At 58.1% G+C, this 13,375-nt stretch carries 13 protein-coding genes; 6 read left to right on the plus strand and 7 right to left on the minus strand.

Going from position 1 to position 13,375, the window contains the following annotated elements; translation table 11 throughout:
* Window positions 1–93: 93 nt before the first annotated feature.
* Complete coding sequence (locus DU506_RS10740) at window positions 94–228, minus strand: RRXRR domain-containing protein (protein WP_235825513.1); 135 nt, start codon at window positions 226–228, stop codon at window positions 94–96.
* 71 nt (window positions 229–299) lie between these two features.
* Here DU506_RS10740 and DU506_RS22485 point away from each other — a divergent pair, with 71 nt between their 5' ends.
* The 6 genes from DU506_RS22485 (at window position 300) to DU506_RS10765 (ending at window position 4,882) form a co-directional block, all read left to right on the plus strand.
* Complete coding sequence (locus DU506_RS22485; protein ID WP_268877317.1) at window positions 300–422, plus strand: hypothetical protein; 123 nt, start codon at window positions 300–302, stop codon at window positions 420–422.
* 236 nt (window positions 423–658) lie between these two features.
* Window positions 659–958 carry a hypothetical protein gene (locus DU506_RS10745; protein WP_114486937.1) on the plus strand — a complete coding sequence of 100 codons (300 nt, stop codon included), beginning with the start codon at window positions 659–661 and terminating at the stop codon, window positions 956–958.
* An 88-nt stretch (window positions 959–1,046) separates the two neighbouring features.
* Window positions 1,047–1,226 (plus strand): hypothetical protein, encoded by a 180-nt coding sequence (locus DU506_RS10750; RefSeq protein ID WP_114486938.1) that lies wholly within the window; start codon window positions 1,047–1,049, stop codon window positions 1,224–1,226.
* The gene (locus tag DU506_RS10755; RefSeq protein WP_114486939.1) at window positions 1,223–1,660 is read left to right on the plus strand and encodes a DUF411 domain-containing protein; all 438 of its coding nucleotides are present in this window, start codon (window positions 1,223–1,225) and stop codon (window positions 1,658–1,660) included. Before DU506_RS10750 ends, DU506_RS10755 begins: the two co-directional genes overlap by 4 nt.
* A 154-nt stretch (window positions 1,661–1,814) precedes the next feature.
* Window positions 1,815–2,492, plus strand: coding sequence for a Spy/CpxP family protein refolding chaperone (locus DU506_RS10760; RefSeq protein WP_114486940.1), 678 nt, complete (start codon window positions 1,815–1,817; stop codon window positions 2,490–2,492).
* An 86-nt stretch (window positions 2,493–2,578) separates the two neighbouring features.
* Window positions 2,579–4,882: a heavy metal translocating P-type ATPase gene (locus tag DU506_RS10765; RefSeq protein ID WP_235825519.1), complete on the plus strand. Its 2,304-nt coding sequence runs from the start codon at window positions 2,579–2,581 to the stop codon at window positions 4,880–4,882.
* Here DU506_RS10765 and DU506_RS10770 read toward each other — a convergent pair whose 3' ends face one another.
* The 6 genes from DU506_RS10770 to DU506_RS10795 all read right to left on the minus strand — a co-directional run bounded on the left by DU506_RS10770 (window position 4,883) and on the right by DU506_RS10795 (window position 13,375).
* Window positions 4,883–5,323, minus strand: coding sequence for a YtoQ family protein (locus tag DU506_RS10770; protein WP_114486942.1), 441 nt, complete (start codon window positions 5,321–5,323; stop codon window positions 4,883–4,885). It abuts the gene before it with no gap.
* Window positions 5,324–5,396: 73 nt separating this feature from the next.
* Entirely contained in the window at window positions 5,397–6,074 is a 678-nt protein-coding gene (locus tag DU506_RS10775; RefSeq protein WP_114486943.1) for a haloacid dehalogenase type II, read from the minus strand.
* Between the two features lie 131 nt (window positions 6,075–6,205).
* Window positions 6,206–7,639 carry an aminotransferase gene (locus tag DU506_RS10780; RefSeq protein ID WP_114486944.1) on the minus strand — a complete coding sequence of 478 codons (1,434 nt, stop codon included), beginning with the start codon at window positions 7,637–7,639 and terminating at the stop codon, window positions 6,206–6,208.
* Window positions 7,640–7,816: 177 nt separating this feature from the next.
* A complete protein-coding gene (locus DU506_RS10785) occupies window positions 7,817–9,298 on the minus strand; it encodes an NAD-dependent succinate-semialdehyde dehydrogenase (RefSeq protein ID WP_114486945.1) in 1,482 nt (493 codons plus the stop codon).
* A gap of 197 nt (window positions 9,299–9,495) precedes the next feature.
* On the minus strand, window positions 9,496–12,273 hold the full coding sequence (locus tag DU506_RS10790) for an aminotransferase class I/II-fold pyridoxal phosphate-dependent enzyme (protein WP_114486946.1): 2,778 nt from the start codon (window positions 12,271–12,273) through the stop codon (window positions 9,496–9,498).
* Between the two features lie 64 nt (window positions 12,274–12,337).
* Window positions 12,338–13,375, minus strand: a complete 1,038-nt coding sequence (locus tag DU506_RS10795) for a C45 family autoproteolytic acyltransferase/hydrolase (RefSeq protein WP_114486947.1) — start codon at window positions 13,373–13,375, stop codon at window positions 12,338–12,340.

Here is a 13,375-nt window from a genome sequence, read left to right on the forward strand (position 1 = left end):
CTAAAAAACAATATTGCATCGTTACCCCGTCAAGAAGACGTCAGATAGCCACAAAGCTCGGATTACGTAGTCGTAAAGCGCTAAATAATGACGCTACCGCGGGCGTGATGAATAAAGCGGGGTCAGGTGTACCACCACCGCCCGATCACGTTCCAGCAGCAGTCGGGCGCGCTTTTCACTACACGGCATCAACGGCTGTTTGTTCTTTCCCAATACGAACACCGCCATGCGATCTCCTTCTTAAATAGAACCCTTACGGGCCTGGTGACGCAAGTCTTCCAACCTGTCTCCCCTCGGGAATGTCTGTAACCGGCTCCTACCTTGCGGTAGCGACCAGAACCTTCGGCGCTTTACCTTTCGCCAGCATGATCCTGATCTTCCAGAGCGCCGAACTGAGCGAAGCATTCGGCGGTGGGTCTTGACGACCTATTGCAAACGTAGCGGGTTGGCTACCGCTTTCCCTGGTCAACCGGGCTTGCTGTCACAAGCCTCGTCCTTTAGGCGAGGTAGTTGACTGCTATACTCTTGTTTTTAGCTATTGTGCATTGAGTACTTAACCGAAAGTTTCCGGCGGATATCGCTGCATTTCTTGCGCTGGCGCATTGAAGTCGATACGAGAAACGGGTTTACTGACAGGACATCCTATGAGGAATTCTCGATGAAAGGGTTTGGGATACCACTGCTTCGCCTACGAAATAGCCGCCTGCTGGCGTTATTTCTGGTGCTGGTGCTGTCATTGAGCAGCTTACCAGCGCATGCGAGCATGGACGCCTGCCTCATCGATTGTACCCCTGCCCAAGTAGAGATGCTGGATACCCATGAAGGCTGCGCCGCCTGTGCCGCCCTCACTTCAACGGGTATTTTTACCATAAACGCCCCCGATTCCCTGGCCATCGCTCCCTTGATGGCTGTTGACGTTCACACGCCTCTTCCCCCGCGTCGACCTCCCAAAGCCTGAACGAGCGACTGACACCTCCGTCAGTAACGGAAGCATTCGCTTCCTTAAAGAATATTTCGCATATTCCACGCTTGTCAGGAGTTACATCATGATGACTGCATGCTTCAACGCCATGGGTAGCATGGGCTGGTTAGGCTGGCTGATGCCTATCGTCATGCTCAGCCTATTAGGCTTAGGTATCGCCGCACTGGCTAAATATCTTTTTTCTTCTTCCTCCGCAGATTCCTCCTCTTCCGTAGATTCCTCTTCCAAGGGAGCTAGCGAATGAACCGTCCTATTATCGCCCTTGTGCTATCCACCGCTTTGATGACGGCCGGTACAGCGCAAGCCGCCCTGCCGAGCGAAGCGACCCTCTACAAGAATCCGCAATGTGGCTGCTGCGATGCCTATGCCCGACACCTGAAAACCTTGGGTGTCAGCGTTACCATCGTCGATGACGTCGAGGTAGGCAGCATCAAGATGAAAGCCGGCTTGCCCTACGGCCTTGGTGCCTGTCACACCACGCTGATGGGTGATTATGCCATTGAAGGCCATGTGCCTCTGGTTGCCGTCGAGGCACTGTTCGAGCAACAACCCGACATCGACGGCATCGGTTTGGCGGGCATGCCTATCGGTACCCCGGGTATGCCCGGCCCTCAACAGGCACCTTGGGATGTCTACCAGTTCACTGATCAAAAATCGCAACCCTTCATGACGCTTTAGGCATCAGCAACAAATTCTCGGCTATTTTTCGCCTCGGCTCGGCCACAACATCGCGTAACCGGCTGAGGCAGCCATACTTATCTCGTGGCATCTCGCCACAAGGTGTTCAACGACACTGACACGATGGGCTGATGCGCCCGCAAGGAGATAAATAATGAAACTATTCAATAGTTTGCCAAACATCCTTCTTAAGGACTCTCTCAAGGGCTTTTCAAAACAGGCCCTTGCCCTCGGTTTGGCCGTTTCGTTTAGTGCCGGTTCAAGCGTCGTTCTTGCGCAAGGCATGATGGGTGGCGGTCAAGGCGGCCAAGGAATGCACCAAGGCATGATGGGTGGCGGTCAAGGCGGCGGCCAAGGCATGCAACAAGGCATGATGGGCGGTGGCAAAGGCATGGGTCCTGGCATGATGCAGGGCGGCATGATGGATATGCCTTGCCCCATGATGGGCGGAATGGACGGAATGGACAGCGCAGGAATGGGCATGATGCTGCAGGCCGACCCTGAACAACGTGAACAGTTGCGAGCGCTGATGGAGGAATATCGTCCCACCCAATTCGAACGCATGGGCCGATTGATGAACCTACGCGACGAGATGATGGCGGCGATGCACCAATCCCGTCCTGACCCCGAAGAGGTAAAGGAAATCCATAGCCGCATGGCCGAGTTGCGGGGCGAAATGCTTGTCGAGCATATCCGTCATCGCAATGACATGGAGGAATTGCTGAGCGATGAGCAGCGCCAGCAGCGGAACAGCAGTTCTTCGATGCAGAATAACGCCTCTCCATCTACCGGTTCCAACGGTTCCGAAGGACGACAGGATACTCAACAGTAAGTAGAAACAATAAGTAGGTGGAAAAAAAGAACAGGATGGGTGACCGTTCCATGGGTCACCCATTCCTCCCTTACAGGAGGCAAAGGATGACAGATAACTCGACAAGGTTCCGGCTGTCGGTTCCGGGCATGGGCTCGGATCACTGTGCCGGTATCGTGCGCAAGACGCTCGAACGCCTGGATGGCGTGGAAGAGATCCAGACCAATATTGCCAGCCATCGCGTAACTGTCAATGTGACAACCCAAGGCCCTGATGGCGAGACACTCAAGGAAGCCGTCGAAGGCGCGGGGTATGACGTCAAGGCGGTTCACGAGGAAAGCGACGAAGCAAATGATAGCGACGCCGACGCCCAGATCGAGCAGGACTATCTCCGGGAGGCGCGTAAACGCCTGATTATTGCCGCCATCCCCACCACGCTCATCATGATTCTGATGATGGTGCACATGTTCTGGGTGGCGATTCCCGGTTACCTGGCGATCATCGCCATTCTGGCCTTTCCGGTGGTGTTCCTTTATGGCGGTGCCTCTACTCACAAGGCCTCCTGGCGCTCACTGAAAAACGGCACCTTCAACATGGACGTACTGATTTCCATGGGCAGCCTGCCGCCCTATGTGCTGGGATTGATCGGTTTTTTCTATCCCATGACCTCGTTCATCGAAATGGCCGCCACCATCATGACCTTTCACCTGGTAGGCCGCTACCTGGAAGCCATGGCCAAGGGGCGCGCCTCACAAGCCATTCGTCGCATGATGAGCATGAGTGCCAAGACGGCACGCGTCGAGCGTGACGGTGAGGAAGTGGAAGTGCCGGTCAAGGAGCTGTCTCCCGGCGATATCATGATCGTGCGCCCCGGCGACAAGATACCCACCGATGGTGAAATCGTGGATGGCGAAAGCCATCTCGATGAATCCATTGCCACCGGCGAATCCGTGCCGGTCTACAAGGGCAAAGGCGACAGCGTGATCGGGGCCACCATCAACAAGGAAGGCCGCCTGAGAGTCGAGGCCACCCGCGTAGGCGGCGATACGTTTCTTTCCCAAGTAGTGAAACTGATCGATGAAGCCCAGGGCTCAAGGGTGCCCATTCAGGAATTTGCCGACCGCATGACCGGTCGCTTCGTGCCCGCGGTGCTGATCATCGCCCTGACCAGTTTTGTGGTGTGGTTGGTGGCCGCCGACTCCCTGCGCCCATTTCTTGAATGGGGGGCCAGCTTTCTGCCTTGGGTCGACCCCACAGCCGCGACACCGATTCTTGCGATTCTTGCCGCCATCGCCGTGCTAGTCATCGCCTGCCCCTGTGCGCTGGGCCTGGCCACGCCTACGGCCTTGATGGTGGGCTCGGGCATCGGCGCCGAACGCGGCATCCTGATCCGCTCCGGTGAAGCCATCCAGACCTTCAAGGACATCAGCGTCATGGTGCTCGACAAGACCGGCACCATTACCCGGGGCGAACCGAAACTGACCGATGTGGTAGCGGCCGAAGGTATTGAGGAATCCCACTTGCTCAAGCTGGCGGCAAGTGTCGAGAATGCCTCTGAACACCCCATCGCCCGTGCAATCGTCGAGGGCGCCAAGGAGCGCAACGTAACCCCTGAAAACGTCAGCGAATTCCAGTCCACCGGCGCACGCGGCGTGTCCGGCATCGTGAGTGGCGAGCAAGGCAGCGAGGAAAAGGTGTTGATCGGCAACCGCCGGTTGCTGGAAGAGGAAGGCGTCAGCGGCCTGGATGCGCTGGACGAGGCAATGAAGGATCTCGAAGACCAGGGTCGTACCGTGGTCATCGTCGCCGCGGATGGAAAAGCGCTGGGTCTGGTCGCGGTAGCCGATACCCTCAAGGAAAAATCGGTGGAGGCCATTCGTGGCATGCACGACCTCGGCCTGCATGTGGTGATGATCACCGGTGACAACGAACGCGCTGCCCGCGCGGTCGCCGATGAAGTGGGTATCGACGAAGTTCAGGCCGGTGTATTGCCGGAAGGCAAGGTCGATGCGATCAAGCAACTCCAGGAAAAATACGGCAACCATGTGGCCATGGTCGGCGACGGCATCAACGATGCCCCGGCGCTGACTCAGGCCAACGTAGGTATCGCCATCGGTGCGGGTGCCGACGTTGCCATCGAAGCAGCGGATGTCACGCTGGTGCGCGGGGAGTTGACCGCGGTGGTGGATGCCATGCATCTCTCCAAGGCGACTTTCAGCAAGATCGTGCAGAACCTGATCTGGGCCAGCGGCTATAACCTGGCAGCCATCCCTATCGCCGCTACCGGCCTTTTACATCCCATGATCGGGGTAATCGCCATGACCGCCAGTTCGCTTTCGGTAATCGGCAACTCCCTGTTGCTCAAGCGACGCTACAGCCGTGAGCAACAGGGAGAAAACGAAAACGCTTGATCAGGCGCGGGTGACGTAGCGCAATATCTCCACCACCTGCTCGGGGGTCGTGGCCCACGCCATGGCAGCGGCATCGACTTCCTTGAGTGGGTGAATGATCTCCTCACCATGCAAGGTGATGTAAGGCTTGTCGAGTGCCGCGCAATACCCCGCATCAAAGGCGGCATTCCACTGCTTGTACTTGTCGCCGAAGCGCACCACCACCAAATCGCTTTGCTCGATCAGGGTGCGCGTGCGGATGGCGTTGACCTTGGATGATTTATGGTCACGCCAGAATTGATTGCCTTCCGTGCCCAGATGATCGCCGGCGGCGTCACTGGCTTCGTGGTCGGTCACCGGCGACGTGAAAACCACATCCAGACCGGCAGCCTCGGCGCCTTGGGCAATCTGCTCACGCCAATCGGTATGAATCTCGCCGGAAAGGTAGACATAAAAGCTCATGCTGATTCCTTGTATTTTTCGAGTAAAACTCATCGGAGGGGCTCGGCATGATAGCGAGGAACGAAGCGAACCTTCAACAAATCACACGATCCGCCAGCTCTTCCAGGTCAGCAACGGTCATGCTCGGCTCGATGGCCCAAGGGTCGAAAGGCGCCTCCGGGCTACGCCGCACCCAGGCGCTACGCAAGCCGGCATGGGTGGCACCTATCACGTCAAAGGCGTTGCTCGACACCAGCCAGGTATGTTCCGGGCGGGTTTCCAGGCGGTTGCGCAGATGGGCATACACCACCGGGTCGGGCTTGAATCGCTTGATCTCATCGACACTGATGATGTCATCCATGTGCGCTTTCACCCCGGCGCGATCCAGCAACTTTTCCACCGCCTCCCGGGTGCCGTTGGAAAATGCCACGCAGCGTATCCCCGCCTGATGAAACTTGTCCAACGCGGGCGCTACATCGGCGAACGCGGGTAGTTCGGCGTAGCTTGCCATCAGGTGGTCATGGTCGTTTTCGCCAAGCCCCGCCTGCATGGAGCGGTCGGTGAACAATAGGGCATCGCGGGTACATTCGGAAAACGGCACGTAAGCGCCCATCAGCCCGCGTCGAAAACTGTATTCAAGTTGCTTGTCGCGCCAGCGACGAGCAAATTCCAGCGCTTTTTCAGGCTGTTTCAAGCGCCGCTCGAGTTCCACGGTGACGCCCTGGGTATCAATCAAGGTACCGTATACATCCAACGCGATAACTGGTTGCATGATAACTCCTGCCTTGGTGGATAGAGATTGGCGACTAGGGATCTTAATGCATCTAGCATAGCTGGCCACTTCGAAAACAAAAACGCCGCTGTGTAGTGACACAGCGGCACAGGGGTAGAGTTAGCCCGCTATTAAACCGTAAAGGCAGCTTCTTTTTCACCGGTTTTAAGATCACCGGCGCGCACCAGCTCATCGGTCACTTTATCGACGGCGCGCTTGGCACGTCCGAGCATCTCGTCGACTTCGCTACGATTGATGGTGAGCGGCGGGGCAAAACCGAGAATATCGCCTTGCGGCATGGCACGTGCAATCAAATTTTCTTCCAGGGCGGCGGCGGCCACACGCGGGCCGACTTTCAATGCCGGGTCGAAATGCGCGCGACCGACGGCATCCGGAGAAAACTCGAGCGCCGCCATCAAGCCGACACCGCGCACGTCACCCAGCAGCGGGTGGTCGCCGAAGGTGGCCTTGAGCTGTTGCTGGAAGTAGGCGCCGGTTTCAGCGGCGTTGGCCACCAGGCCTTCGCGCTCGATGATATCCAGGTTGGCGATTGCCGCCGCACAGCCCAGCGCATGGCCAGAATAAGTCCAACCGTGGCCGATCGGGCCGTATTCGCCAGTGCCCTGCTCCAGCACGCTCCATACCTTGTCGCCCACGATCACGCCGGAAAGCGGTTGGTAGGCGCTGGTAAGCCCCTTGGCAATGGTGATCAGGTCCGGCTTGATCCCGTAGAAATGGCTGCCGAAATCAGCGCCGGTACGCCCGAAACCACAGACCACTTCATCGGCGATCAACAGCACATCGTACTTATTGAGCACCGCCTGAATCTGCTCCCAGTAGCCTTCCGGCGGCGGCACGATACCCCCGGTGCCCAGCACCGGCTCGCCAATGAAGGCGGCGACGGTGTCCGGGCCTTCCTCCAGGATCATGGCTTCGAGCTTCTGGGCACAAAAGGCGGAGAATTCACGCTCGGTCATGTCGTGCTGCTCGGCAGCGCGCAAGTAGTAATGCGGTGCTTCGGTATGGCGAATGGTTTCGATAGGCAGGTCGAAGTGATCGTGGAATGCCTTGAGGCCGGTCAAGGAACCCGAAGCGATGCCCGAACCGTGATAGCCGCGCATCCGCGAAATGACCTTCTTCTTCTGCGGGCGACCCAGGACGTTATTGTAGTAACGCACGATCTTGAGCTGGGTTTCATTGGCATCCGAGCCGGACATGCCGTAATAGACCTTGGACATCCCCATGCCGGCGATTTTCAGGATGCGTTCGGAAAGCGCAATCTGCGGCTCGTTGGAATGACCTACATAGGTGTGGTAATAGGATATTTCCATGGCCTGATTGTAGATGGCTTCGGCGATTTCCTTGCGGCCATAGCCGATATTCACGCAGTACAAACCGGCAAAACCGTCGATAAACTCGCGTCCGTCCTTATCCACGATATTGATGCCCTGGCCCCCGCTGATCACACGACCCGGCGCGTCGCCATGGGCAAAATCACGCAGATGAGTGGAAGCGTGGAAGGTCACCTTGCGGTCTCGGTCGATCAAATCCTGATGCTGGCTCATGGCGTTCTCTCTGTACGGTGAACCTCCCCACTATTTGGGGAGGGTATTTTATCATTGATGGCTAGCTAAATTTTTGGGCACCTAGCGGTGCCTTCGCCCGGCAGAGCCGGCCTCCCACGGTACCTACTCTCTTTTACTAGGCAAGGATGGTGGGAGGACGTGTAAGCCGCGCGATGATCAACTTCCCGATACTGAACCTAGTGCCCCAAGGCAGTAATACTTGGTTTCGAGATACTCATCGATTCCCGTGGCGCCGCCTTCGCGGCCCAGACCCGACTGTTTGACGCCGCCGAAGGGCACCGGCGGGCCGGTCATCTTCACCGAGTTGACACTGACCATGCCATATTCGAGTGCCCGCAACAGCCGCCAGATGCGCCGTATATCGTGGGTATACACATAAGCCGCCAGGCCGTATTCGGTATCGTTGGCCAGTTCGATCACTTCATCATCGTTGGCGTAAGCAGTGATGCCCGCCACCGGAGCGAAGTTCTCTTCCTTCCATACTTTCATCTGCGGGGTGACGTTGGTCAGCAACACCGGCATGAAGAAGTTGGGACCGGGCGCTTGCGATTGATCACCCATCACCAGCTTGGCGCCGCGCGAAACGGCATCGTCGACAATGGCGGAAGCTTTCTCTACCGCCTGGGCATGGATCAAGGGGCCGAGGTCAACTTCGCTGTCCAGGCCGTTGCCCACGGTGAGCGCCGACATCCGCTGAGCGAAGTGCTCGACGAACTCATCGTGAATCGACTCATGCACCAGGATACGGTTGGCTGCCAGGCAGTCCTGCCCGGCGGTCTGGAACTTGGCCGACACCGCCGCAAACGCCGCCTCCTTGGGGTCGACATCCGGCCCCACGATAAAGGGCGCATTGCCGCCCAGCTCCAGCGCCAGCCGCTTGATGGTATGCGCGCTCTGCTCCATCAGAATCCGCCCCACCCGAGTGGAGCCGGTGAATGACAGCGCCTTGATGCGCGGTTCGTCACACAGCACCTTGGAAACTTCCGGCGCATCACCCAGCACCACGTTGAAGATGCCATCGGGAATACCGGCACGCTCAGCCAGTTCCGCCAAGGCCAGGGCGGAGAACGGCGTTTCATTGGCAGGCTTCACAATCACCGGGCAGCCTGCCGCCAGTGCCGCAGCGGCCTTGCGGGTGATCATCGCCAGCGGGAAGTTCCAGGGGGTGATCAAGGCGGCGATACCTACCGGCTCCTTGAGAGTACCCAAGGCCGCATTGGGAATGTGGCTGGGAATCGTCTCGCCGTAGGTACGCTTGCCCTCCTCGGCGAACCAGCGAATGAAGCTGGCCCCGTATTCCACTTCACCACGTGCATCGGGCAGTGGCTTGCCCTGCTCCAGGGTCATGATGATGGCAAGGTCTTCGCGATGTTCCTGCAGCAGGTCGTGCCAGGCCAGCAAACGCTCGCAACGCTCATCGGCGCGTAGCGCCCGCCACTGCACGAAGGCCACTTCAGCGGCGTCTACCGCGGCGGTGATCTGTTCTGCTTCAAGCAGTGGAATATGCCCCAGCGCTTCGCCGGTGGCCGGATCATACACAGCCTCTTCGCGTCCACCTGAACCGTGCGTCCATTTGCCATTGATATAGGCATACTGGCGAAATAGGCGTGGGTCGCTGAGTCGAGTCGACAGTGTCATGGGCACCTCCCCTGGGTCTCGCTGCGAGATAGACATCGGTGCGCAGCGGGAAAAAAAGTGAACGGCCCGCAGGCCGTTGCATGTGTTCAGGGTAAGGCAGTTCGTGGCAAGAGAGTTTTTGAAAGGCCGCCCGTTGGGCGGCACTTTTTTTGTCTATCCCCTCTGGAGTGTGGTTTTTTTTGGTGGAGCCGGTTTCATCAGCCTGCAGCCGGGTCGATCAGGGCTTCCTCGGTAAACACCACCAGTCCCAGTTCCGGCCGATAGCCGTGGATCTCGGTCACATCCAGCGCCTGAAGGAAATACAGAATTTCCTCGCTGATCACCTGCCCCGGCACCAGCACCGGAAAGCCCGGTGGGTAGGGAATCACGAAGCTTGCCGATACCACATCGCGCCCTTCCCGCATCTGCGCCTGTAGCTTGCCATTATCAAAGCGCAGGTATTCGGTGTTCTCTTCGTCGTAGCTAAGAAAGTAGGCGCAGCGGATATCGCCCTGGGGGGTATCGGCACTGGGGCGGAAAGCATCGTGAAAGCGGCTGAAGTCCGGTAGCGGCGGCAATTCATGATTCAGGGAATGCACCTGATGCTCGATGATCTTGCGTTCGGGGCGGCTGCTGTCCTCCCAGCGGTACTCGAATTCCTTGGCCAGCTTGATCAACACATCCAGCAGGTAGGCGATCGAGCCACGGGTGGTGCCGATATTGGTCATGAACAGTACGGTGTTGCGTGAGGTCTTGTTGATCTGGATACCGTACTTGTTCATCAGGTATTCGTTCTTGAAGGTATCGCCGTCGACACCAGTATTACCGATGGCGATGGTCACGCGGGTGGGGTCGACCACGAATTCGTCGCGCGCCCAGGCCTCTTCCATCTTGTTCCAACCGGTCACCGGGTCGTAGTAGGACTCGACGCCCGACTCGCGGTAGGCCTCGGGCACCATGTCGCTGTTCTTCAGTACGCGGAAATACTTCTGCAGCAAGGGGTGGCTGTAGAGCTGTTCGCGTAGCGAAAGCGCCGTCTCAACCTGAGCGTGCACCAGTTCGAAGCCTTCCATTTCCGCCTGCATACGCCCCACATCCAGCGATGCCAAAATCTGATAATTGGGCGAAGTCGAGGTGTGGGTCATATAGGCTTCGTGGAAGGAAGACTCGACCTTCTGGCGGAAATCCTGGTCCCAGACGTGAATCATCGAGCCCTGACGCAAGGATGTCAGCGTCTTGTGGGTCGAGTGGGTGGCGTAGGTACGAATGCGCACCAGGTCCGGATCGGGCATCAGCCGCTGGTCGAGCCAGGTGGCGTCGTCATCCGGGTCGAGCTGGTCGAACTCGGCTTTCCAGGCGGCGTATTCCTCGCGATAACTCTCGCTGCGATAACGATAGCGCAAGGTACGTGCCGAATTCATGGCGGTGCGCGGCCGATACGTGGGGTTGAAGCCGGCGAAGGCGAACCAGGCTTCGTCCCACAGAAACACCAGGTCCGGCTTGATCGCCAGGCACTCTTCCATCACCCGGCGCACGTTATACACGATGCCATCGAAGGTACAGTTGGTCAGCAGCAGCATCTTCACCTTGTGCAACTGCCCGGCGCGCTTGTAGTCAAGCAGGGTCTTCTTGATGTCGCGCAGCGGCACCGCGCCGTACATGGAGTAATCGTCGAGTGGGTAGGAATCCAAATAACTGACATGAGCGCCGGCCAGGACCATGCCATAGTGATGCGACTTGTGGCAGTCGCGGTCGATCAGCACGATGTCCCGCGGCTTGACCAACGCCTGCACCACGATCTTGTTGGCGGTGGAGGTGCCGTTGGTGACGAAGAAACTGCGGCGCGCACCAAACGCCCGGGCGGCATACTCTTGCGCCTTCTTGATCGGTCCGTAAGGCTGCAGCAGCGAATCGAGCCCCCCGGATGTCGCCGAGGTTTCGGCCAGAAAGATATTGATGCCGTAGAAGTCGATCATGTGCCCCGCCCAGTGGGAGCGGGTGACCGACTTGCCACGGGAGATGGGCATGGCGTGAAACACCCCGGTGGGCTTTTTGCTGTATTCACGCAAGGCGTCGAAGAACGGTGTGCGATAGCGGTCATCGATGGCGCGCAGGATCGTATGATGCTGCTCGATGTAATCCGTTTCACGGTAGAAGATGCGGTTGAAGTATTGAATGTCGCGGCTCGCCGTGGCCTCGACATCGCCGCTGGTGACCAGAAACTGATCGATCTCCGGGCGCAGCTCGTGAATCATCGAGCTGAGCAGGATGCTGCGCTCGGCTTCGGTCTGGTGTTCCAGCTCCTTTTCCGAAAGGCCTTCCAGATAGTTACGCAGGGCACTGAGGTTGTACTTCGACTTGTAGGGAAATTCATAGCGGATCAGGCATGCCTGGATATTGGGATTGACCAGTATGGCAATCAACGCATCCTCGAAACTTTTTACCGTCACCACGTCATAGACAAAGCGGTCTTCTGGGCGGCGCATGTTATGAAAGGCCTCGCGCACCACCTCCTCTTCCTGGCTGGAAAGATTGTCCACGATCAAAAGCTCGAAATAAGGCTGTGCCGAGCTGTTGGAAGCCGGGTGCCCACGGCGTAGCTGATTGAGGGCATCGAGGGTTTCCAGGTCTTCGGCCCCGGCATCGGTCTCGGAAAGATCGACTTGACGGCGCCGATAGGACTCACTGATCAACGCCCTGACCAGACGCTTGACCACTTTATCCAACAGCGCATATTCACCGCGATTGAACAGCGTCCAGAGATGCCGAAAATCCTCCTTGGACGGAAAGGCGTGATAATCCTCGATGATCTCCAAGCGGGTCAATTTGACGTCGATGGCCTTGATCAGGTTCTTGGCGCGGCTTTCCTCTTCAAGGCGTACCAAGATACCCAGATCACGCTTGAGCGCATTCCAGGTGTCGGCGCGAAGCTGGGAAATCTTGTGATAAAAACCCAGGGCGGTATAGGACGTTTCGGTAGGACTGCTCTCTTGCATGACGACACCCATCCTTTTATCGGTATTAATCTGGAAAAGGCACTGATTTCGGCAGCAGTGCTGATCAGCCATGCAGGCCGCGTGAACCGTAGCGCACGGTGATCTGTTCTTCGGGAAATGCCTCGAAGCTCAAATCCAGCACCATGCCGGGCCAGCGAAACTGAGTACACCCCTCGTTGGGGCGATACACCGCGGTATACACCGTGCCCAGGCCGTGCCGGTAATCATGACGAAACAGAGGTGGTGCAGAAAAGGCCGAGATCAGTCGCACATCGGTGGTGGCGTCGTCATCCACCAGAATCGAAAGTTGACGCTCGCGAATCAAGGTTTCCGAGGCCAGTGCATGTGCATACCATTCGATTTTCTTTTGATGATTGGTGGCCACCGCTACCCGCCGGATGCTCGCACGGCGATCCGGTGCGATCATGGCCGTGACGTAGCGCCCGCAGGCATCCGCCACGGTGATGTTGTAGGCCATGTGAGTGGGCACTCGCGCCAGCACCTCCGCGGCTTCAGGCACCGTATCGCAGAACTCGAGGATGTAGCGCAGGATGATCGGCGCGCCAAAGCCATCCCCCACCACCTTGCGCCCGCCGAATGCCAGAGAAACGGCAAGCCCCGAGTCGTTCATGCCATCCAGCACGCCCCACAGACAATCCGACATGGCGATCACCCGGCGCTGATTCCAGCGTGTGTAGAGAATGGTGCCCTCACACAGCTCCGGCGGGTAATCGTAGTTGCGCGCCAGCACCGTGGCCGTCGCGCTTGCCAGCACCGCCTGGGAGCAACCGGTGATGTACGGCGGCGGGCGGTACAGGCTCAATAGCCGTGACGAAAGATCGCCCCCACCGGCCAGTTCGCACAAAGTGCGGTAGGTATCCAGCAACTCCGGCATGTGGTGGCGCAGGGCGTTATAACACTCCAAGTAGGAAGGGCGCTCGCGTTCGCCTTCGGCCAGGTACCAAGGTTCGTAGGCCGGCCAATGGTAATGAAACAGCGACTGCCACTTGGGACCCGCCACCTCTTCATGCACGGTGCGAAATGTCAGTGTCTTGTCCAGTTCGACACGTGGCGCCCTGCCTGTGGCAAAGTTGCCGTCCAT

The organism is Vreelandella rituensis, from assembly GCF_003336665.1.
Taxonomy (GTDB): domain Bacteria; phylum Pseudomonadota; class Gammaproteobacteria; order Pseudomonadales; family Halomonadaceae; genus Vreelandella; species Vreelandella rituensis.

Excerpts from the sequence above, each read along its gene's own strand:
- DU506_RS10745 (WP_114486937.1), top strand. The coding sequence starts at position 659 with ATGAAAGGGTTTGGGATACCACTGCTTCGCCTACGAAATAGCCGCCTG.
- DU506_RS10795 (WP_114486947.1), bottom strand. The coding sequence starts at position 13,375 with ATGGACGGCAACTTTGCCACAGGCAGGGCGCCACGTGTCGAACTGGAC.
- DU506_RS10780 (WP_114486944.1), bottom strand. The coding sequence starts at position 7,639 with ATGAGCCAGCATCAGGATTTGATCGACCGAGACCGCAAGGTGACCTTC.
- DU506_RS10765 (WP_235825519.1), top strand. The coding sequence starts at position 2,579 with ATGACAGATAACTCGACAAGGTTCCGGCTGTCGGTTCCGGGCATGGGC.
- DU506_RS10755 (WP_114486939.1), top strand. The coding sequence starts at position 1,223 with ATGAACCGTCCTATTATCGCCCTTGTGCTATCCACCGCTTTGATGACG.
- DU506_RS10760 (WP_114486940.1), top strand. The coding sequence starts at position 1,815 with ATGAAACTATTCAATAGTTTGCCAAACATCCTTCTTAAGGACTCTCTC.
- DU506_RS22485 (WP_268877317.1), top strand. The coding sequence starts at position 300 with ATGTCTGTAACCGGCTCCTACCTTGCGGTAGCGACCAGAACCTTCGGC.
- DU506_RS10790 (WP_114486946.1), bottom strand. The coding sequence starts at position 12,273 with ATGCAAGAGAGCAGTCCTACCGAAACGTCCTATACCGCCCTGGGTTTT.
- DU506_RS10770 (WP_114486942.1), bottom strand. The coding sequence starts at position 5,323 with ATGAGCTTTTATGTCTACCTTTCCGGCGAGATTCATACCGATTGGCGT.
- DU506_RS10740 (WP_235825513.1), bottom strand. The coding sequence starts at position 228 with ATGGCGGTGTTCGTATTGGGAAAGAACAAACAGCCGTTGATGCCGTGT.
- DU506_RS10750 (WP_114486938.1), top strand. The coding sequence starts at position 1,047 with ATGATGACTGCATGCTTCAACGCCATGGGTAGCATGGGCTGGTTAGGC.
- DU506_RS10785 (WP_114486945.1), bottom strand. The coding sequence starts at position 9,298 with ATGACACTGTCGACTCGACTCAGCGACCCACGCCTATTTCGCCAGTAT.
- DU506_RS10775 (WP_114486943.1), bottom strand. The coding sequence starts at position 6,074 with ATGCAACCAGTTATCGCGTTGGATGTATACGGTACCTTGATTGATACC.